Origin of the sequence: Pseudomonas sp. FYR_2, from assembly GCF_043106425.1 — a bacterium.
Taxonomy (GTDB): domain Bacteria; phylum Pseudomonadota; class Gammaproteobacteria; order Pseudomonadales; family Pseudomonadaceae; genus Aquipseudomonas; species Aquipseudomonas monteilii.
Genome location: NZ_JBICMM010000012.1, coordinates 132502 through 152631 on the forward strand (window position 1 = coordinate 132502; position 20130 = coordinate 152631).

The 20130-nt window shown below is 63.3% G+C and carries 17 protein-coding genes; 7 read left to right on the forward strand and 10 right to left on the reverse strand.

The features are described 5' to 3' along the window. The first annotated feature begins 35 nt into the window (after positions 1-35). Complete coding sequence (gene betB, locus ACF8R4_RS02510) at positions 36-1508, forward strand: betaine-aldehyde dehydrogenase (protein ID WP_027614845.1); 1473 nt, start codon at positions 36-38, stop codon at positions 1506-1508. Positions 1509-1586: 78 nt separating this feature from the next. Then, positions 1587-3284 (forward strand): choline dehydrogenase, encoded by a 1698-nt coding sequence (gene betA / locus ACF8R4_RS02515; RefSeq protein ID WP_060498024.1) that lies wholly within the window; start codon positions 1587-1589, stop codon positions 3282-3284. A 90-nt stretch (positions 3285-3374) separates the two neighbouring features. Here betA and ACF8R4_RS02520 read toward each other — a convergent pair whose 3' ends face one another. Beyond that, on the reverse strand, positions 3375-5411 hold the full coding sequence (locus ACF8R4_RS02520) for a dermonecrotic toxin domain-containing protein (protein ID WP_392491628.1): 2037 nt from the start codon (positions 5409-5411) through the stop codon (positions 3375-3377). A gap of 179 nt (positions 5412-5590) precedes the next feature. Here ACF8R4_RS02520 and ACF8R4_RS02525 point away from each other — a divergent pair, with 179 nt between their 5' ends. From ACF8R4_RS02525 to trxC, 4 genes are all read left to right on the forward strand, one after another. Continuing rightward, entirely contained in the window at positions 5591-7333 is a 1743-nt protein-coding gene (locus tag ACF8R4_RS02525; protein WP_016712480.1) for a potassium/proton antiporter, read from the forward strand. A 35-nt stretch (positions 7334-7368) separates the two neighbouring features. Then, positions 7369-10677, forward strand: a complete 3309-nt coding sequence (gene mscK / locus ACF8R4_RS02530; RefSeq protein ID WP_060498026.1) for a mechanosensitive channel MscK — start codon at positions 7369-7371, stop codon at positions 10675-10677. A gap of 45 nt (positions 10678-10722) precedes the next feature. Beyond that, the gene (gene selO / locus ACF8R4_RS02535; protein WP_060498027.1) at positions 10723-12183 is read left to right on the forward strand and encodes a protein adenylyltransferase SelO; all 1461 of its coding nucleotides are present in this window, start codon (positions 10723-10725) and stop codon (positions 12181-12183) included. A gap of 145 nt (positions 12184-12328) precedes the next feature. Continuing rightward, positions 12329-12763 (forward strand): thioredoxin TrxC, encoded by a 435-nt coding sequence (gene trxC, locus ACF8R4_RS02540; protein WP_104833812.1) that lies wholly within the window; start codon positions 12329-12331, stop codon positions 12761-12763. Here trxC and ACF8R4_RS02545 read toward each other — a convergent pair. Then, positions 12760-13533: a ParA family protein gene (locus tag ACF8R4_RS02545; protein ID WP_060498029.1), complete on the reverse strand. Its 774-nt coding sequence runs from the start codon at positions 13531-13533 to the stop codon at positions 12760-12762. The genes trxC and ACF8R4_RS02545 overlap by 4 nt on opposite strands. A 76-nt stretch (positions 13534-13609) precedes the next feature. After that, positions 13610-14509 (reverse strand): LysR family transcriptional regulator, encoded by a 900-nt coding sequence (locus ACF8R4_RS02550; protein WP_060498030.1) that lies wholly within the window; start codon positions 14507-14509, stop codon positions 13610-13612. 165 nt (positions 14510-14674) lie between these two features. On the opposite strand from ACF8R4_RS02550, the gene ACF8R4_RS02555 reads away from it, so the two are divergent. Next, complete coding sequence (locus ACF8R4_RS02555; RefSeq protein ID WP_225521377.1) at positions 14675-15859, forward strand: MFS transporter; 1185 nt, start codon at positions 14675-14677, stop codon at positions 15857-15859. A 10-nt stretch (positions 15860-15869) separates the two neighbouring features. Here ACF8R4_RS02555 and ACF8R4_RS02560 read toward each other — a convergent pair whose 3' ends face one another. Genes ACF8R4_RS02560 through gspG form a run of 7 tightly spaced genes read right to left on the reverse strand, consistent with a single transcriptional unit; the run spans position 15870 to position 20129 of the window. Next, complete coding sequence (locus ACF8R4_RS02560; protein WP_060498032.1) at positions 15870-16340, reverse strand: hypothetical protein; 471 nt, start codon at positions 16338-16340, stop codon at positions 15870-15872. Next, positions 16337-17449: a type II secretion system protein GspL gene (gene gspL, locus ACF8R4_RS02565; protein WP_200928869.1), complete on the reverse strand. Its 1113-nt coding sequence runs from the start codon at positions 17447-17449 to the stop codon at positions 16337-16339. Before gspL ends, ACF8R4_RS02560 begins: the two co-directional genes overlap by 4 nt. Further along, positions 17442-18299 (reverse strand): general secretion pathway protein GspK, encoded by an 858-nt coding sequence (locus tag ACF8R4_RS02570; protein WP_060498034.1) that lies wholly within the window; start codon positions 18297-18299, stop codon positions 17442-17444. Before ACF8R4_RS02570 ends, gspL begins: the two co-directional genes overlap by 8 nt. Next, positions 18296-18874: a type II secretion system minor pseudopilin GspJ gene (gene gspJ, locus ACF8R4_RS02575; RefSeq protein ID WP_060498035.1), complete on the reverse strand. Its 579-nt coding sequence runs from the start codon at positions 18872-18874 to the stop codon at positions 18296-18298. Before gspJ ends, ACF8R4_RS02570 begins: the two co-directional genes overlap by 4 nt. Next, positions 18861-19244, reverse strand: a complete 384-nt coding sequence (gene gspI, locus ACF8R4_RS02580; RefSeq protein WP_060498036.1) for a type II secretion system minor pseudopilin GspI — start codon at positions 19242-19244, stop codon at positions 18861-18863. The genes gspJ and gspI overlap by 14 nt, the downstream gene beginning before the upstream one ends. Further along, positions 19222-19686, reverse strand: coding sequence for a type II secretion system minor pseudopilin GspH (gene gspH, locus ACF8R4_RS02585; protein ID WP_200928870.1), 465 nt, complete (start codon positions 19684-19686; stop codon positions 19222-19224). Before gspH ends, gspI begins: the two co-directional genes overlap by 23 nt. Next, the gene (gene gspG / locus ACF8R4_RS02590) at positions 19683-20129 is read right to left on the reverse strand and encodes a type II secretion system major pseudopilin GspG (RefSeq protein WP_060498038.1); all 447 of its coding nucleotides are present in this window, start codon (positions 20127-20129) and stop codon (positions 19683-19685) included. The genes gspH and gspG overlap by 4 nt, the downstream gene beginning before the upstream one ends. Position 20130: the final 1 nt, after the last annotated feature.

A 20130-nucleotide genomic window follows, 5' to 3' on the forward strand; every position in this document is an offset into this window, starting at 1 on the left:
CAAGCCAAACCACACACTGCACTTGCGAGGACACTATGGCCCGTTTCGGAACGCAAAAACTCTACATTGATGGCGCTTACGTCGACGCTGGCAGCGATGCCACCTTCGAAGCCATCAACCCGGCCACCGGCGAAGTCCTCGCCCACGTACAGCGTGCCACCCAGGCTGACGTCGAGAAGGCTGTGGAAAGCGCCGAGCGCGGCCAGAAAGTCTGGGCAGCGATGACTGCCATGCAGCGTTCGCGCATCCTGCGCCGCGCCGTCGACATCCTGCGCGAGCGCAACGACGAGCTGGCCATGTTGGAAACCCTGGACACCGGCAAGTCTTACTCCGAAACCCGCTACGTCGACATCGTCACCGGCGCCGACGTGCTGGAATACTACGCAGGCCTGGTACCGGCCATCGAAGGCGAGCAGATCCCGCTGCGCGAATCGTCCTTCGTCTACACCCGTCGCGAGCCACTGGGCGTCACCGTGGGTATCGGTGCCTGGAACTACCCGATCCAGATCGCCCTGTGGAAGTCCGCCCCGGCCCTGGCCGCTGGCAACGCGATGATCTTCAAGCCGTCGGAAGTCACCTCGCTGACCACCCTGAAACTGGCCGAGATCTACACCGAAGCCGGCCTGCCGAACGGTGTGTTCAACGTCCTGACCGGCAGCGGCCGCGAAGTCGGCACCTGGCTGACCGAGCACCCACGCATTGAAAAAGTGTCCTTCACCGGCGGCACCACCACTGGCAAGAAGGTCATGGCCAGCGCCTCCAGCTCGTCGCTGAAGGAAGTCACCATGGAACTGGGCGGCAAGTCGCCACTGATCATCTGCGCCGACGCCGACCTGGACAAGGCCGCCGACATCGCCATGATGGCCAACTTCTACAGCTCGGGCCAGGTATGCACCAACGGTACCCGCGTGTTCATCCCTGCCGAGATGAAAGCGGCTTTCGAAGCCAAGATCGCCGAGCGCGTAGCCCGCATTCGCGTTGGCAACCCGGAAGACGAAAACACCAACTTCGGCCCGCTGGTCAGCTTCCCGCACATGGAAAACGTGCTGGGCTACATCGCCAAGGGCAAAGAGGAAGGTGCCCGTGTGCTGTGCGGTGGCGAGCGTCTGACTGCCGGTGACTTCGCCAAGGGCGCCTTCGTGGCCCCGACCGTGTTCACCGACTGCACCGACGACATGACCATCGTCAAGGAAGAAATCTTCGGCCCGGTGATGAGCATTCTCACCTACGAAACCGAAGAAGAAGTGATCCGTCGTGCCAACGACACCGAGTACGGCCTGGCCGCCGGTGTGTGCACCAACGACATCACCCGCGCCCACCGCATCATCCACAAGCTGGAAGCCGGTATCTGCTGGATCAACGCCTGGGGCGAATCGCCGGCCGAAATGCCGGTTGGTGGCTACAAGCAGTCGGGCGTCGGCCGTGAAAACGGCGTCAGCTCGCTGGCTCAATACACCCGCATCAAGTCGGTCCAGGTCGAGCTGGGCGGCTACAACTCGGTTTTCTAAACCCTGTCTAGCCACGCCCATGCCGCTGCGCACGGGCGTTCCCGCTCCCTGATCACCGCCAAACACGAGGGTACTTTCATGTCCCAAGAATTCGATTACATCATCGTCGGCGCAGGCTCCGCCGGTAACACCCTGGCTACCCGCCTGACCGAAGACGCCGGCGTTACCGTACTGCTGCTGGAAGCCGGTGGCCCCGACTACCGCTTCGACTTCCGCACCCAGATGCCAGCCGCCCTGGCCTTCCCGCTGCAGGGCCGCCGCTACAACTGGGCCTACGAGACCGACCCGGAGCCGTACATGGACGGCCGCCGCATGGAATGCGGTCGCGGCAAAGGCCTGGGTGGCTCGTCGCTGATCAACGGCATGTGCTACATCCGCGGTAATGCCCTGGACTTCGATGGCTGGGCAGAACTGCCAGGCCTGGAGGACTGGACCTATCTGGACTGCCTGCCGTACTTCCGCAAGGCCGAAACCCGCGACATTGGCCCGAACGACTACCACGGTGGCGAAGGCCCGGTCAGCGTGACCACGCCGAAAGCAGGCAACAACCCGCTGTTCCACGCCATGGTCGAAGCCGGCGTGCAGGCCGGTTACCCGCGCACCGAAGACCTGAATGGCTACCAGCAGGAAGGCTTCGGCCCGATGGACCGTACGGTGACCAAGAACGGCCGCCGCTCCAGCACCGCCCGGGGCTATCTGGACCAGGCCAAGAAGCGCCCGAACCTGACCATCGTCACCCACGCCCTGACTGACCGCGTGCTGTTCGACGGCAAGCGCGCCATTGGCGTGACCTACCTGGTCGGCGACAGTGAAGAACGTGTTGAAGCCCGTGCCCGCAAGGAAGTGATCGTCAGCTCTGGCGCCATCGCATCGCCGCAACTGCTGCAACGCTCCGGCGTCGGCCCGCGTCACTTGCTGGAAAGCCTGGACATCCCGGTGGTACACGACCTGCCGGGCGTTGGTGAGAACCTGCAGGATCACCTGGAACTGTACCTGCAGTACGCCTGCACCCAGCCAGTATCGCTGTACCCCTCGCTGCTGTGGTGGAACCAGCCGGCCATCGGTGCGGAGTGGATGTTCAACGGCACCGGCATCGGCGCCAGCAACCAGTTCGAGGCTGGCGGTTTCATCCGTACCCGCCCTGAGTTCAAGTGGCCGAACATTCAGTACCACTTCCTGCCGGTCGCCATTAACTACAACGGCTCCAATGGCGTGAAGGAACACGGCTTCCAGGCGCATATGGGCTCCATGCGCTCGCCGGCCCGTGGCCGCATCCAGGCCAAGTCGAAGAACCCGCGCCAGCACCCGAGCATCCTGTTCAACTACATGTCCACCGAGCAGGACTGGCAGGAATTCCGCGACGGTATCCGCCTGACCCGTGAAATCATGGCCCAGCCTGCGCTGGACCCGTACCGTGGCCGCGAAATCAGCCCGGGCGCCCACGTGCAAACCGACGAAGAACTGGACAAGTTCATCCGCGAGCACGCCGAAACTGCCTTCCACCCGTCCTGCTCGTGCAAGATGGGCACCGATGATATGGCAGTGGTCGACGGCGAAGGCCGTGTGCACGGCATGAAGGGCCTGCGTGTGGTCGATGCGTCGATCATGCCGCTGATCATCACCGGCAACCTCAACGCCACCACGATCATGATCGCCGAGAAAATCTCCGACAAGATCCGTGGCCGCAAGCCATTGCCGCGCAGCACTGCCAAGTACTATGTGGCGGGCGATGCACCGGTGAAGGGCAAGCCGATGCGTGAAGTGAAGCAGGCCTGACATCGGCACCATTGGGGCTGCTTTGCAGCCCTTCGCGGGCTTGCCCGCGAAGGGCCGCAACGCGGCCCCAAATCCCTTGGTTGACTGGCATCAGGTCGGCAGCGCAAAGAATGTACGCATCAACCCGTCATCCTCCACACCCAATCGTTCCGCCATCACCTGACGGTTGAACAACGCCCCCGTGCGCATCTCACGCACCCTCGCCCCCTCCGGCGCCCGCGCCAGTGCCTTCAGGCACACCTCCATGAAGCGATGATTGTCTCCCTTCACCGGCGTCAGCTTTTCAACCTGCAAATAACGCCCCGGCATCATCAGCGACTCCGCCTCGTCCGGACGCCTTGAGAACGGCTCGATCGGCATTGCCTGCACGTCCTCACCCGGCTCCAGCACATACACCAACGCGTTGTCGCCAAAAGCCCCCTTGCCGCTCACCTGGGTCTGCGGGTCGTTGAACACCTCCCACAGGGCATAAGGGTTTTCTGTGAACGACGTAAAATCGCTGGTCACCAACACGTCGCCCACTGCGAGGGCACCCTCGCCTGTCGTCGGTATGCCAGCACCACGCAGGCCGGACGCCGCGCGGTACAGCCGCACTTGATTGTTCACGCCTAATTGTCCAAGCGCACGTGAAAGGTCGTGGCTGCGCCGGATGCTCTCGGCACGCGAGCCTTCCAGAGGCAAACCTTGCCACAAGTTGTTGTAGCGCTCCGGCGAGCTGGTGTATTCGGCAATAGCGGCCGAGCCAAAGCCATGCTCATCGCGGTAAACCGGGTAGGGCTCACTGAAAGCATCGAGATAAGCACCGCCGGCACCAACGCTGTCGAGATCGGCCCACGGCACCGTTCCAAGCAAAGCCTCCTGGCGAGCCAAGGCCTGATCCGACATGGCCAGCAACTCGTCTGCAGCTGGTGCCATGTAGCGCGCCCAATCCACCTTGGCAACGCCGGTTTGCGCCTGGCCTGCCACGCGTGGCGGCAGGCGAGCATCGGTGAACAGCTCACTGACACGCAGCACTGCCGCGTCGAGCAGAATGAACAGCACATCCACAGCCACCGCCCACCAGGCAGCCGTGCGCCAGGCCGCCTTGCCATTGATTGCCCTGTCCAGGTGCAATACCAGGCTTGCCGTACCAAGGCCAAGCGACGTGAGGATCACCGGCCAGCCAAGTGGCGCCATGGGTGCAATCAGCGTGCTTGCAGCCTGTAACCCAGCCAACCATTCAGCCTTGCGCAGCTGCGCATTGGTGGTCAGCCGTTCGTGGGCCTCATGGGTCAGCTGATCCATGAACATCTCACGAACACGAATAAACAGGTCACCCACAACAGCTTGCCGCTGCGTGTCATTCGAGGCCACATGCGCTTCTATCCAGGCCTGGAGCGTTGCGCGATCGTCGAAGACCACCAGCACATTCTGCGCATCGGGTAGATAGACGCACTGCCTGCCGGTCTTGAGTGAGTACAGAAACAGCGGCCTGACACCGGGATCGCTGCTGGAAAGCGAACGCCAGCCACCCCGGGCATTTGCAGGATAATCCTCGCGCAGCGCTTTCAGGCTACTCGGCAGCAGCGTCACACGCAGCGTTGCCGCAAGCAGTTCACGCCGCTCAAGTTCGCTGAGCACGGACTGGCCGACAACGGCAAGAAAGCGGGCGCGGGCCAGTACGCAGTAATCTTCGCCACACTGCTCACGAAAACGGCTCAGTGCCTCGCTGTAGCGCCCCGCAAAATCCATTTGCCAGAACGCCTCCAGCATCGCCTGCGGGTCGAGCCGCACTTCGTTACGCTCGTCATAATCGCCATGGCTGGCATCCACCCGGTAGAAACCGCCATAGACACTCAACTCATCGGCAGCGGTCTGCTGCTGTGGGCTGAAGCGCTGGATAACCAGCTCGGTCAGGCTCAGCGACCGCTGCGGCGGCCCACGGTGGCACCAGCCGGTGTAGCTGTGCGAGCTGCTGGCCGCCGACTGGAACTCGTGCCAGTAGAGCGTGTCCGGGTCCAGCCAGTACCCCAGCTGCTGGCGCAGCACATGGCCCGCCGCCTGGCGCGCAAGGCCGTGCAAATCAGGAAATTGCCCAAGCAGGCGCTGGGCCACCTGGGCAAGAGGGAGGCGTTGTTTATCGTTCATGCTATTCGGCTGCCTGACTGTGGGGGACACCACTACATCCGCAAGCCGTAACTACAGTGCGGTATCGCTTTACAGCCCGCATCAGCCTCAGGTTAGAATCGATTGGCACGCGACCTGCTAGCTTTTGCTGAAAAATCCGCTACCACGTCCCTTCCCCCGCTGTTTCGGAGTACCTGCCTTTGGATGCAAGCACCATCAATAGCCTGTTCCTGATCGGCGCATTGCTGGTGGGTGCAAGTATCCTGGTCAGCTCGCTGTCGTCACGCCTGGGCATCCCTATCCTGGTCATTATCCTCGCCGTCGGCATGGTCGCCGGTGTGGATGGTGGCGGCATCATCTTCAACAACTACCCCACCGCCTACCTGGTGGGCAACCTGGCGCTGGCCGTGATCCTGCTAGACGGTGGCCTGCGCACGCGGGTGGCAAGTTTTCGCGTGGCGCTGTGGCCGGCGCTGTCGCTGGCCACGGTCGGGGTCATGATCACCACCGCCCTCACCGGCCTGGTCGCCGCCTGGCTGTTCAACCTCAGCCTGATCCAGGGCTTGCTGATTGGCGCCATTGTCGGCTCCACCGACGCCGCAGCAGTGTTCTCGCTGCTGGGCGGCAAAGGCCTGAACGAGCGGGTTACCGCCACCCTGGAGATCGAATCGGGTAGCAACGACCCGATGGCAGTGTTCCTGACCGTCACCCTGATCGACATGATCGCCAGCGGCCAGACCGGCCTGCACTGGAGCCTGCTGGGCCACCTGCTGCGCGAGTTCGGCATCGGCGGCCTGCTGGGCTTGGGTGGCGGCTGGCTGATGCTGCAACTGGTCAACCGCATCAACCTGGCTGGCGGCTTGTATCCGATCCTGGTGGTGGCCGGTGGCCTGGTGGTGTTCTCGTTGACCAACGCCCTGCACGGCAGCGGTTTCCTCGCCGTGTACCTGTGCGGCCTGGTGCTGGGCAACAAGCCGATCCGCAGCCGCCATGGCATCCTGCACATGCTCGACGGCATGGCCTGGCTAGCCCAGATCGGCATGTTCCTGGTGCTGGGGCTGCTGGTCACTCCGCACGACCTGCTGCCCATCGCCCTGCCGGCACTGGGCCTGGCGCTGTGGATGATCCTGGTGGCGCGGCCGCTGTCGGTGGTCGCCGCCTTGCTGCCCTTCAAGGCCTTCCATGGCCGCGAAAAAGGCTTCATTTCCTGGGTGGGCCTGCGCGGCGCGGTACCGATCATTCTGGCGGTGTTCCCGCTGATGGCCGGCCTGCCGGACGCCCAGCTGTTCTTCAACCTGGCGTTCTTCATCGTGCTGGTGTCGCTGCTGGTGCAAGGCACCAGCCTGCCGTGGATGGCCAAGCTGCTGAAAGTGACCGTACCGCCAGACCCGGCACCGATCTCCCGCTCTGCCCTGGAAGTGCACATCACCAGCGAGTGGGAGCTGTTCGTGTACCGCCTGGGTGCCGAAAAATGGTGCATCGGCGCCGCCCTGCGCGAGCTGAAAATGCCCGAAGGCACGCGGATTGCCGCCCTGTTCCGTAACGAGCAGTTGCTGCACCCGTCGGGCAGTACCGTGCTGGAAGTAGGCGACATGCTCTGCGTGATCGGCCACGAGCACAACCTGCCGGCCCTGGGCAAACTGTTCAGCCAGGCACCCCAGCGCGGCCTGGACCTGCGCTTTTTCGGCGACTTCGTACTCGAAGGCGATGCCGAACTGGGCGCGGTTGCAGCGTTGTACGGCCTGAAGCTCGATGGCCTGGACGCGAAAATGCCGTTGGCGCAGTTCATCCGACAGAAGGTCGGAGGCGCTCCAGTAGTAGGTGACCAGGTCGAATGGCATGGCACGATCTGGACCGTGGCGACCATGGACGGGAACAAGATCCAGAAAGTGGGCGTCAGATTCCCCGAAGGAACGCGACCCGGACCAGGATTGTTCCTCTAAACTTCGTTTCTGCCGGATCCACAAGTAGTCTGCCTATGTCCCTGCGCGTGTACCTTCGCACAGCCCTGCTCGGGCTGTGCCTGTCCCTTTCCTTTGCGGCCACCGCCGCAGAGGCCCCGACCACCGCCAGCATCCAGAACAGCCTCGACAAGATCGCCGAGCGCAAGCTGCCCGAGGCCGACCAGAAGGCCCTGCAGCAGGTGCTCGAACAGACCTTGAGCCAGCTCGCCAGCAAGGAAGACAGCGAGAAGAAGCTTGTCGCACTTAAGCAGCAGCTGGCCGGGGCCCCGAAAGAAACCAGCGACAGCCAGAAAGAGCTCGCCAGGCTCAAGGAAAGCAAGCCCCAGCCCGTCGCCCAGCGTTATGCCACGCTGAGCGTGCCGCAGCTTGAGCAGATGCTCAGCGAGCGCAACACCCAACAGGGCGAGCTGCAAAAGGCGCTGTCCGAAGCCAACAGCCTGATCATCAACTCGCAAACCCGCCCGGAACGCGCCCAGGCCGAAATCAGCAACAGCCAGGCCCGTGCTCAGCAGATCAACAACATCCTCAAAACCGGCAAGGACGGCGGCAAATCCATCAACGCCGACCAGCGCAACCAGCTCAATGCCGAGCTGGCCTCGCTCAATGCGCTGACCCTGCTGCGCCGCCAGGAGTTGGCCGGTAACAGCCTGCTGCAAGACCTGGGCAACGCCCGCCACGACCTGCTGATCGAACGCGCCACACGCCTGGAGCAGGAAATCCAGGACCTGCAGACCCTGATCAACGACAAGCGCCTGGCCCAGTCCCAGGAGGCGGTAACCCAGCAGTCCATCGAAGCCCAGAAGGCCGGCGGCAGCAGCCTGCTGGCCACCGAAAGCGCGCTTAACCTCAAGCTTTCCGACTACCTGCTGAAAAGTACCGACCGCCTGAACGAACTGACCCAGCAGAACCTGCGCACCAAACAGCAACTGGACAGCCTGACCCAGGCCGACCAGGCGCTGGACGAGCAGATCAACGTGCTCAAGGGCAGCCTGCTGCTGTCCAAGATCCTCTACAAGCAGAAGCAGACCCTGCCGCACCTGAAGGTCGACCGCGACCTGGCCGACCAGATCGCCGACACCCGCCTGTACCAGTTCGAGGTCAACCAGCAGCGCGAGCAAATGAGCAGCCCGGTCACCTATGTCGACAAGCTGCTGGCCGCCCAACCGCAGGAAGCGGTGACGCCTCAGCTGCGCAAGGCCCTGCTGGAAGTGGCGATCAACCGTAGCGACCTGCTGGAGCGGTTGAACCGCGAGCTGTCGGCACTGCTGAACGAATCGATCACCCTGCAGCTCAATCAGAAGCAGTTGCTGGGCACCGCGCAGAGCCTGCGCACCACCCTCGACGAGCAGATGTTCTGGATCCCCAGCAACAAGCCGCTGGACTGGGACTGGCTGAGCTATGTGCCAGAGCGCCTGGCCGACCAGGTCGCCAACCTGCCGTGGGGTTCGGGCCTGAAAGAGCTGGCCGACGGCCTCAGCCAGCGCCCGCTGCTGTTCCTGCCATTGCTGCTGGTGATTGGCGCCCTGTTGTGGCGGCGCCAGTACCTGTACCAACGGCTGGGCAAGGTGCACCAGGACATCGGCCATTTCCGCCGTGACAGCCAGTGGCACACGCCCCAGGCGATTCTTATCAACATCCTCTTGGCGATGCCGGTCAGCCTTGGCCTGGCGCTGTGCAGCTACGCCCTGCAGATCGACGCCCGCGGGCAAAACGCCAACCTCGGCGCCGCCCTCTGGCAACTGGCCCAGGCCTGGCTGGTGTTCTACACCGCCTACCGCATCCTCGCCCCCGGTGGCGTGGCCGAAATCCACTTCCGCTGGCACAAGCCGCAGGTCGAGTTCTTGCGTGGCTGGGTGCGCCGCCTGGGCACCGTGGTACTGGCGCTGGTCGGCGTGGTGGCGGTGGCCGAGCACCAGCCTTCGGCGCTGGCCGACGACGTGCTGGGTATCGGCGTGGTGCTGACCTGCTACGCACTGATGGCCTGGCTGCTCAGCCGCCTGCTGCTCAGCAGCCCCGCGCACCGCGACACCTCGCTGTTCCGCAGGGCCGTGGGCGTGGCGTTCACCGCCCTGCCCATCGCCCTGTTCGTCGCCGTGTGCTTCGGCTACTACTACACCGCGCTGAAACTCACCGACCGGCTGATCTACACCTTGTACCTGCTGCTGTTCTGGCTGGTGATCGAAGCCGCCTTCGTGCGCGGCCTGTCGGTGGCGGCACGGCGCCTGGCCTACCAGCGCGCGCTCAGCAAGCGGGCAGCGGCCAAGGAAGGGCTGGATGGCGAAGTCATCACCGAAGAGCCGACGCTGGATATCGAGCAGGTCAACCAGCAGTCGCTGCGCCTGATCCGCCTGGCCTTGCTCGGCGGCTTCATCGCCGGCCTGTACTGGGTCTGGGCAGACCTGATCTCGGTGTTCGCCTACCTCAACAACTTCGTCCTCTACGAATACACCAGCGGCACCGGCGCCGCCGCCAGCATGGTACCGATCAGCCTCGGCGACCTGCTGGGTGCGCTGGTGATCGTCGGCATCACCTTCGCCCTGGCCGGTAACTTGCCGGGCCTGCTGGAAGTCCTGGTGCTGTCACGCCTGAACCTGGCCCAGGGCAGCGCTTACGCCACCACCACGCTGTTGTCGTACACCATCGTCGGCGTCGGTATCGTCAGCACCCTGTCCACCCTGGGGGTGAGCTGGGACAAGCTGCAATGGCTGGTGGCGGCACTGTCGGTGGGCCTGGGCTTCGGCATGCAGGAAATCTTCGCCAACTTCATCTCCGGCATCATGATCCTGTTCGAGCGCCCGGTGCGCATTGGCGACACCATCACCATCGGCAACCTGTCCGGCACGGTCAGCAAGATCCGCATCCGCGCCACCACCATCACCGACTTCGACCGCAAGGACATCATCGTCCCCAACAAGACCTTCATCACCGGCCAGCTGATCAACTGGTCGCTGACCGACACGGTCACCCGGGTGACGCTGAAACTGGGCATCGACTACGGCTCCGACCTGGACCTGGTGCGCGACCTGCTGCTCAAGGGCGCGCACGAAAACCCGCGCGTGCTCAAAGATCCGGAGCCGATCGTGTACTTCCTCAATTTCGGTGAAAGCTCGCTGGACCACGAACTGCGCATGCACGTGCGCGACCTGGGCGACCGCAACCCAACGCTGGACGAGATCAACCGCTACATCAACCGCGAGTTCAAGGCCCACAACATCAAGATCTCGGTACGCCAGGTCGAGGTGTTCCTGATGGACCAGAAGGACGGCAAGCAGCAGCTGATTCCGCTGGAGCAACCTAAACCCGATGGCACTGCACCGGCCTGAGTGGGCTCGAATGCTTTATTCTGTGCTGAATCTCAGGAGCAGCCCGTGAAAGCCCTCGACCAACTCACTTTCGACAACCGCTTCGCCCGCCTGGGCGATGCGTTCTCTACCCAGGTCCTGCCCGAACCCATCGCAGACCCGCGCCTGGTCGTTGCGAGCGAGTCGGCCATGGCGCTGCTCGACCTCGACCCCGCGCAGGCCGACCTGCCGGTGTTTGCCGAGCTGTTCAGCGGCCACAAACTGTGGGAAGAAGCCGACCCACGGGCGATGGTGTATTCCGGCCACCAGTTCGGCTCCTACAACCCACGCCTGGGCGATGGCCGTGGCCTGCTGTTGGCTGAAGTGCTCAACGACAAAGGCGAACACTGGGACCTGCACCTGAAGGGGGCCGGCCAGACCCCGTATTCGCGCATGGGCGACGGCCGCGCTGTGCTGCGCTCGTCGATTCGCGAGTTCCTCGCCTCCGAAGCCCTGCACGCCCTCGGCATCGCCACCAGCCGTGCGCTGTGCGTAGTCGGCTCCAGCACCCCGGTATGGCGCGAAACCCGGGAAAGCGCTGCCATGCTCACCCGCCTGGCGCAGAGCCATGTGCGCTTCGGCCATTTCGAATACTTCTACTACACCAAACAGCCCGAGCAGCAGCGCGTGCTGATCGACCATGTACTGCAGCAGCATTACCCTGAATGCCAGGCTGCCGAGCAACCGTACCTGGCCATGTTCCGCACCATCGTCGAACGCAATGCCGAACTGATCGCCCGCTGGCAGGCCTATGGTTTCTGCCACGGGGTGATGAACACCGACAACATGTCGATCCTGGGCATCACCTTCGACTTCGGCCCCTACGCCTTCCTCGACGACTTCGACGCCAACTTCATCTGCAACCACTCCGACGACCGGGGCCGCTACAGTTACGCCAACCAGGTGCCCATCGCCCACTGGAACCTCAGCGCGCTGGCCCAGGCCCTGACCACGGTGATCGAGGTGGAGCCCCTGAAAGAAGCGCTGGGCCTGTTCCTGCCGCTGTACCAGGCCCACTATCTGGACCTCATGCGCCGCCGCCTGGGCCTGACCACTGCCGAGGATGACGACATGGCGCTGGTCGAGCGCCTGCTGCAGTGCATGCAGCGGGGTGGCGTGGACTACAGCCTGTTCTTCCGCAAGCTGGGCGAACAGCCGGTGGCCGATGCGCTGAACGTAGTGCGTGATGACTTCATCGACCTGGCCGCTTTCGATGCCTGGGGCGCAGATTATCTAGCCCGCTGCCAACGCGAACCCGGCAATGCCCAAGGGCGCCGTGAGCGAATGCATGCGGTGAACCCGCTGTATGTGCTACGCAATTACCTGGCGCAGAAAGCCATCGAAGCGGCTGAAGCGGGGGATTACAGTGAAGTGCGGCGGTTGCATCAGGTGCTGACCAGACCGTTCGAGGAACAAGCCGGCATGCAAGCCTACGCTGAGCGACCGCCGGAATGGGGCAAGCATCTGGAAATCAGCTGCTCTTCATGATTAATGCCCAATCCTGTGGGAGCGGGCTTGTCGAGGCGTCGAACCGCCGCGAAGTAGGTAACGCGATGGATGGCACCGGCTTCGCCGGTGTTCGCGGGCAAGCCCGCTCCCACAAGGGAAACGAGAATCCAACCCCGGAGATGACATGTCTGACCCACTGGTAATCCCCTGCCCCCACTGCAACGGCCTCAACCGCCTGCCCGCCGAGCGCCTGGGTGACACCCCGAAATGCGGCCGCTGCAAACAAGACATGCTGCTGAGCACCCCTTTCGAGCTCACCGAGGCCAGCTACGCCAGCCAGATCAAAGGCGACCTGCCGCTGCTGGTCGACATCTGGGCCGACTGGTGCGGCCCATGCAAGTCTTTCGCCCCCACCTTCGAACAGGCCGCCCGCCAACTGGCCGGCCGTTGCCGACTGGCCAAGCTCGACAGCGAAGCCAACCGCAACCTCGCCGGGCAACTGGGCATCCGCTCGATCCCCAGCCTGCTGCTGTTCAAGAACGGCCGCGAAATCAGCCGCCAGGCCGGGGCATTCCCACTCCAGTCGTTGCTGGAGTGGGTGCGTAGCCAAGGGGTTTAAGCGCTCTCTTCGAGCAACGAATGCAACTCGACAAACTGCTGCGTCAGCTTGTGCTTTGGCTCCAGGTGAATCAGCGGCAGGCTGGCATGGTGCGATTCACGCATCTTCACCGAGCTGCCGAGGTACACCGGTAGCACCGGCAGGCCTTCGGCCAGCAGTTCGTCGAGCATCTGCTGCGGCAGGCTGGCGCGGGACTGGAACTGGTTGACCACGATGCCTTCGACCATCAGGTCTTCGTTGTGGTCATCCTTGAGGTCTTCGATCTCGGCCAACAGGCCGTACAGGGCCTGGCGTGAGAAACTGTCGCAGTCGAAGGGAATCAAGACGCGATCGGCGGCAATCAGTGCAGAAACTGCGTAAAAATTCAGCGCTGGCGGGGTGTCGATATAAATCCGGTCATAATCCTCATCCAGCTCGTCCAGCAGCTTTCGCAGCTTGTTGATCTTGTGCTTGGCCTCAAGCTTGGGCTGCAAGTCAGCCAGTTCTGCCGTGGCGGTAACCACATGCAGGTTGTCGAACGGGGTTTCGTAGATATCGACCTTGTTCTTCTTGCTGAACGGCCCGCTGGACAGGCTTTGTTTGAAGAAGTCGGCAATCCCCATGGGGATGTCCTCGCCGGTGAGGCCGGTGAGGTACTGGGTCGAGTTGGCCTGGGCATCCAGGTCGATCAACAGGGTCCGATAGCCTTCATTGGCACTGACCGCCGCCAGGTTGCAGGCAATGCTCGACTTGCCCACGCCACCTTTCTGATTGAACACCACGCGCCGCATGATTGACCTCCGTGTTTCAACGAATGCCCGAGTATGTGGCGGCACTGCGGCAATGGCCAGTGCCATTTGACCGGCATCAGCCCTGGCCGACCACCTGCCCAGTCAACAGCTCGGCAAATGCCTTGGCCATCACCGAATGACCGCGCTCGCGCTGCACCAGCCACACCGCCGACATCGCCCCCTCATCCAGCAGCGTGCGATATACAACCCCTTCGATGCGCATGCGCTGGAACGACGCCGGCAATACCGACACGCCCAGGCCCGCCGACACCAGGCCAATGATGGTCATCGCCTCCCCCGCCTCCTGGGCAAAGTGCGGGCTGAAACCCGCCTGTCGTGCCAGGCTCAGCAACTGCGCATGCAGGCCGCTGCCGTAACTGCGCGGGAAGAACACGAATGGCTCATGGGCCAACGCCGCCATGTACACACCCTGGTCAGAGCCCTCCGCCAGCGGATGCGAGGCGTTGATAACCGCCACAAGGGGCTCGCGGAACAACTCCGTGGCCACCAGACCTTCCGGCAACGGCATCGGCCGCATCAGCCCCACTTCGATGGACTCATCGAACACCCCTTCGGCGACATCGCGGCTGCTCATTTCCTTGAGGTTCAGGTGCACCGCCGGGAAACGCTGGCGAAAGGCATGGATGGCCTTGGGGATCTTCGAGGTGAAGGGTGCCGACGAGGTAAAACCGATCTTCATCTCGCCCAGTTCTCCCAGCTGTGCACGCCGGGCCACATCGGCCGCCTTCTCCACCTGCGCCAGCACCTGACGCGCTTCCTCAAGGAATAACCGCCCTGCCTCGCTCAGTTCCACCCGACGGTTGGTACGCTCGAACAGCCGAGCCCCCAGCTCCTGCTCCAGGGCCTGGATCTGTTGGCTCAGCGGCGGCTGCGAAATGCCCAGCTGCTGCGCGGCACGGCCAAAGTGCAGCTCTTCGGCCACGGCGATGAAGTAACGCAGATGGCGCAGTTCCATGATCGGCTCCAAACAGGTCGTAAAACATCTCAAATAGGTCGAACAATATATTGGATCTAATCATTAGCCAGCTATATGCTTTTTTCATTGCGCCAGAGGTACCCGCCCGTGAAAACTGCTGTAGCCCCCCTTCCCGCCGAGCCAGAACCTGCCCCCCTGAACGAAATGTGGATCGAGAAAGGCACCCCCGCCTTCATGAAGACCGTCCTGGCGCTGTTCAGCGGCGGCTTCGCCACCTTCGCCCTGCTGTACTGCGTACAGCCGATGATGCCGCTGTTGTCCAAGGAATTTGCCATCAACGCGGCGCAAAGCAGCCTGGTGCTGTCGGTGTCCACCGCCATGCTGGCGTTCGGCCTGTTGATCACCGGCCCTATCTCTGACCGTATCGGGCGCAAGCCGGTGATGGTCTTTGCATTGGTCTGCGCCGCCCTCTCCACCTTGGCCAGCGCCGTGATGCCGAGCTGGGAACTGGTACTGGCCACCCGCGCATTGGTCGGCCTGTCGTTGAGTGGCCTGGCGGCAGTGGCAATGACCTATCTCAGTGAAGAAATTCACCCGCAGCACATCGGCCTGGCCATGGGCCTGTACATCGGGGGCAACGCGATTGGCGGCATGAGTGGACGGCTCATCACGGGCGTATTGATCGACTTTGTCAGCTGGCACACGGCGATGCTGACCATCGGCGGCCTGGCGCTGGTGGCCGCCCTGGTGTTCTGGAAGGTACTGCCCGAATCGCGCAACTTCCGCCCACAGTCGATGAACCCGCGCAGCCTGCTGGACGGCTTTGTCATGCACTTCAAGGATGCCGGCCTGCCTTGGTTGTTCCTTGAAGCCTTCCTGCTGATGGGAGCCTTCGTCACCCTGTTCAACTACATCGGCTACCGCCTGCTGGCTGAGCCCTACCACATGAACCAGGCACTGGTCGGCCTGCTGTCGGTGGTGTACCTGTCTGGCATCTACAGCTCGGCGCAGGTCGGCGCACTGGCGGACAAGCTGGGCCGGCGCAAGGTGTTCTGGGCCAGTATCGTGGTGATGGCAGGTGGCTTGCTGATGACCCTGGCCAGCCCGCTGGCGATGGTGATCGTCGGCATGCTGGTGTTCACCTTCGGCTTCTTTGGTGCGCACTCGGTGGCCAGCAGCTGGATCGGGCGCCGGGCGCTGAAGGCAAAGGGGCAAGCATCGTCGCTGTACCTCTTCAGCTATTACGCAGGGTCCAGCGTGGCCGGTACGGCGGGTGGGGTGTTCTGGCACCAGTGGGGCTGGAATGGCATCGGGCTGTTCATTGGCAGCTTGCTGGCGGTGGCGTTGCTGGTGGCGTTGCACTTGAGCAAGCTACCTCCCAAGGCATAGGCGCACGTGCTCAGGCTTCGGGCAACGCCATCACCAAGCGCGCCTGAAGCAGCTCGCCCTCGGCTTGCAACTGGATGTTCAGCGCTTCGCCACCGTCATGCTCCAGTACGTGCAGCCAGGCCAGCACTGCGGCGACGGGCCCCTCCAGGCCGACATCCACTTGCCCTGCCTTGGCTTCCAGGCTGACGATGTAGACCCCTGCCGCCTTGGCACGCTCATTCAGCCCAGCCGGTGTCAGCAACTCGACGGCGCCTGGCGACCGACGCGGCCCCTGTACAATTCGCTGCAATGTGGCCGCCAGCTCATGCTCACGCGCCAGCGCTTGTTCCGCTTGCTGCATGCGAGCCTGCCCTGGCAACCAGAGTAGCTGGCAGATCACGATCAACAGCAGGCCCCACAACGCTGCACTCATCAGCGCACGCCGGCCTGCTGGTATCTCTTTCCACTGGCGAACCCATGCATGCTCGTTGAGATTTTTCATTCTGCCTCCTGCCAGGCGAGGATTGCCCGCACGCCCTGGGCAGTCTGTCGCCCCTGTTCCATCCGCATGCCGGCAACACGCTCCCCTAGCCGTTCGAGATCGTCAAAGCCTTCAGCGATGACATCAACACGCCAGCCCTGCCCAGCTGTCGTTTCCGCTCGTTCAATCACCAGATTACCGCTGCTGACCAGCTGCTCGGAGAACTGCGCAAGCTGCTCCATAGCAGTCGACTGCCTGGGCATGTGTTCCAGCAACCGGATTTGCGTGGCCAAATCGCCTCCGGCCAGCGGTTCAGGCGCCCAGCGTTGCAGCACCCGAACATTGTCGGTGTGCTGCAGTGATACCTGACGCATCAACCACTCGGTTCGCCAGTATTCAGCCAGGCAAACCATCAGCAATGCCAGCACCACACTACCTGCCATCGCTTGCCATGCCGGCGCACTGCGCCGTCGGCGCAAGGTGCCCTGGCGCAGGTCCACGGCGCCAGTTTTACCCTGCACCAGCAGTTCCACAGCACTGTCGACCTCCTGATCGCAGCAGTGCGCACCCATTGCCCCTGCCTCGGCCATCCAGGGTATCGACGCATGGCTCTGCTTCAGTACCTGAGCAGCCTGGGCACTGACCGCAAGGCGCGCACCTTCGGTGCCTCCCAGCAACCAGCGCCCCTCGAACCACAGGGCACACGCCTGTGCGGCACTCAGCAGGTCGGCATCGACGTGCACCGCGACCGGGTCGATACCCTGCTCAAGCAGCAGCGACATCAGCGGGCGCAGGCGTTCCAGCGCTATCACCAGCACCTTTCGTCGCCCCTCATCATCTTCTGGCCCGAACGCCAGGTGCGAGGCCTCCAAAGGGGCTGCCAACTGCTCTTCGGCCGCATAGCCCAACACCTCCCGGCTGGGGCGCCTGCCCGGCACTGGCCCAACCCTGCAGTACCCTGCCAGCTCCATCGGCAGGACGAGCACCACGCCAGCATCGGCCAGTGTTGGCGGCAGATCGCCCAACGTTGACCGGTCAAGCTGCCCCTGCGCTGTGCGCACAAGCACCGGCCATGTCCCGTCGGCTGCGGCCATACCCTCCGCCAGTAGAAACAGGTAAACATCACTCATCTGGCATTTGCTCCGGCTGTGCAGAAAAAACACGACGCCACACACGCACCTGATGCGTGTTCAGGTCGATCTCAAGGTCGCTGTACAGGTAACCAACATTGCCTGCCAGCGCTGCGCGCACCTCCAAGCGGTACCAGCGGCTGGTCACCGACAGTCCATGGCTGTCGATACCAAGACCGACCAGACGCGGTTGCGCCAGAAACTGCTGAACGCTGGCAAAACCCTCTTCGGGCCGTTCGCCTATCAAACGCCGGGCAGTGGATGCTTCCACGCCTTCAAGGCCTTCGAGCACCTGCGCCAGGGCGGTATTGACGTTGAGCCCCGCATTTGCAGGCAACGCCACAACCCATGGCCGCAGGCGTGTCATCACTTCATCATCAACGCCTGGCAGGGCGCGCAGCTGGCTAGGGTCGAGCATGCGTTGGCCTGCCAGGGAATCCAGCACTGGCGCCTCGATCTGCAGCGCACGGCACAACCGCTGCCAACGCTTTAGCAGCACAGGGTCGAGATTTTTCCGTGCGGTCAGCGCCGCAATGTTGAAACGCCCGGAAAGGTCTTCCAGACGCAGGCGAACCTGCCCCTGCTCAAGGTCCAGCAACCGGGCTTTCGCCCAGGGCTGACCACCATGGGTCACTTGCAGCAGGGTTGCAGCCTGCTGTTTCAGTTGCACCAAGGCCTGGCGTTCCCCCGCATGTGCCAACTGCAGCAGGCGCGAGGCATCGATTTGCTGCCTGACGCTGCCCAGCATGCCTTGATGGCTACGCAACATGCTGGCAACCAGCACGGTCAGCAGCGCCATGACCAACAGCACGGTGATTAGCGCCACACCCCGCTGCCGAGTGTTCTTCACAGGCTTGCCCCCGCCATTGGCAGCACGCGGCGTATGCCCTGGAAACGCTGGGTCGAAAGCGTGATTTCGAGCGCCTGTGGCGGCTGCGCAGCCGTCCAGTTGGAAACCCAGCCACCCTCTGCGCCATACATACGCCAGCGCAACGCCACAATACCGTCGAGCACGCGCTGCGGGCGTACCTGCCCGTGCTCCAGAGTACGCCGCTGGCGCCACAGCACACCGTCTTCCAGCCAGTATTCGACAACCCTCAGATCGCTGCGCGGCAAGGGCTGCCGATCACGCTCGGCACCCAACAACCAGCTCACCCGATGCGGCGTCAACAAGATGCCGTGGCTCGTGCCGTTCTTGCCGCTCGCGGGCCAGTACCCTTGCAGTGCATCCCGCTGCATCACACTCATTGCCCGCCCCAAGGCGCGCAGTTCGTCGGCGTGGGCCTGGCGCGCTGCATCGGCCCGGGTGAATGCAGCCAGCAACTGGCTGGTGCCTGCCGCCAACAAGGCGAAGATGGCGACGGCCAGCAACAACTCCAGCAGGGTAAAGCCGCGTTGGGTACAGGCTGGCTCACGGCGCACCATCGACAACCTCCAGCCAGCCCACCGTGTGATGAAGTGGCTGCCGATCCGGCGCCAAACCGACACTCACGTTCACTTCGACGAGGGGCGCATCAGCCAGAGGATGCCTCGCCTCGACCAACCACCAGCCCCGCTCATCGAACCGGACCTCCAGGGTGCGCCGCTGTGCAGCCGCAGGCGCGTGCAGACGCAGTTCAGCAAGGTGGTTATCGGCAATCCAGCTGGCGAACAGCCGGTCACGCAGGCCCTGCGACTGCTCCAGCACATGCTGGCTGGCGGTGGTCACAGCAGCAGCCAGCACGGCAAAAACAGACAGCGCCACCAGCACTTCCAGCAACGTAAACCCACGTTCAACGTTCGAGCCAGGGGTCATTGAGGCCATCGCTTGATACCTGGGCCAGGCTGACGCCAGCCTCATGGAATGACAACGAAAACGGGGTGTGCTCGTCGCTACGGGAAAACACCAGTTGCGCAGTGCCTTCCGGCTTGCCGGGCATCACTGCCAGCCCGTCGATTTCGAGATGCAGGTCCAGCCCGGTGTCCCGGCGCTGCCCCTGCGCTGCCACGCTGTGCCCTTCACCCTTCACTAGCTGATAGCCGCGGGGGTCGACGTGCACAGCCAAATCCCGCCCCTCCAGGACCGCCTGCTGCCTGGCGTACTGGACCAGTTGCAGAAACAGGGCGGCTTCCTGCCGTGCCAACCGATGGGGGCCCTGCCCCACCTGTAGCCCGGCCATGGCCAGGACAACGCCCACCAGCAGCAGCACCAGCATGATTTCAAGCAGGGTGAAGCCCCTCGACCGGTTCTGCCTCATTCGGCCCAGTTACCGATATCGGCATCCGCATCTTCACCGCCGGGCTGGCCGTCGGCCCCCAAAGAGAACAAGTCGTACCCCTGGCCTGATCGCGTTCCTGGGTTGGCGTACTGATAAGGTGCCCCCCACGGGTCCATCGCCTGACGCTTGAGGTAACCCTGGGCGCTCCACTGCCGGGGCAGTGGCGCCAAGGTTGGACGCCGGACGAGCGCCTCCAGGCCTTGAGCCGTAGTGGGGTAGCGCCCATTGTCCAGGCGGTAGATTTCCAGCGCCGTGGCAATGGACTGGATATCGGTACGCGCTGCGGTGAGCTTGGCATGGTCCGGGCGGCTCATCACATTGGGTAGCACCAAGGCACCGAGTACCCCCAGGATGATCACCACCACCATGATTTCAATCAGCGTGAAACCGCGTTGCGCGCGGCGTGCAAAGCCGTAGGACATA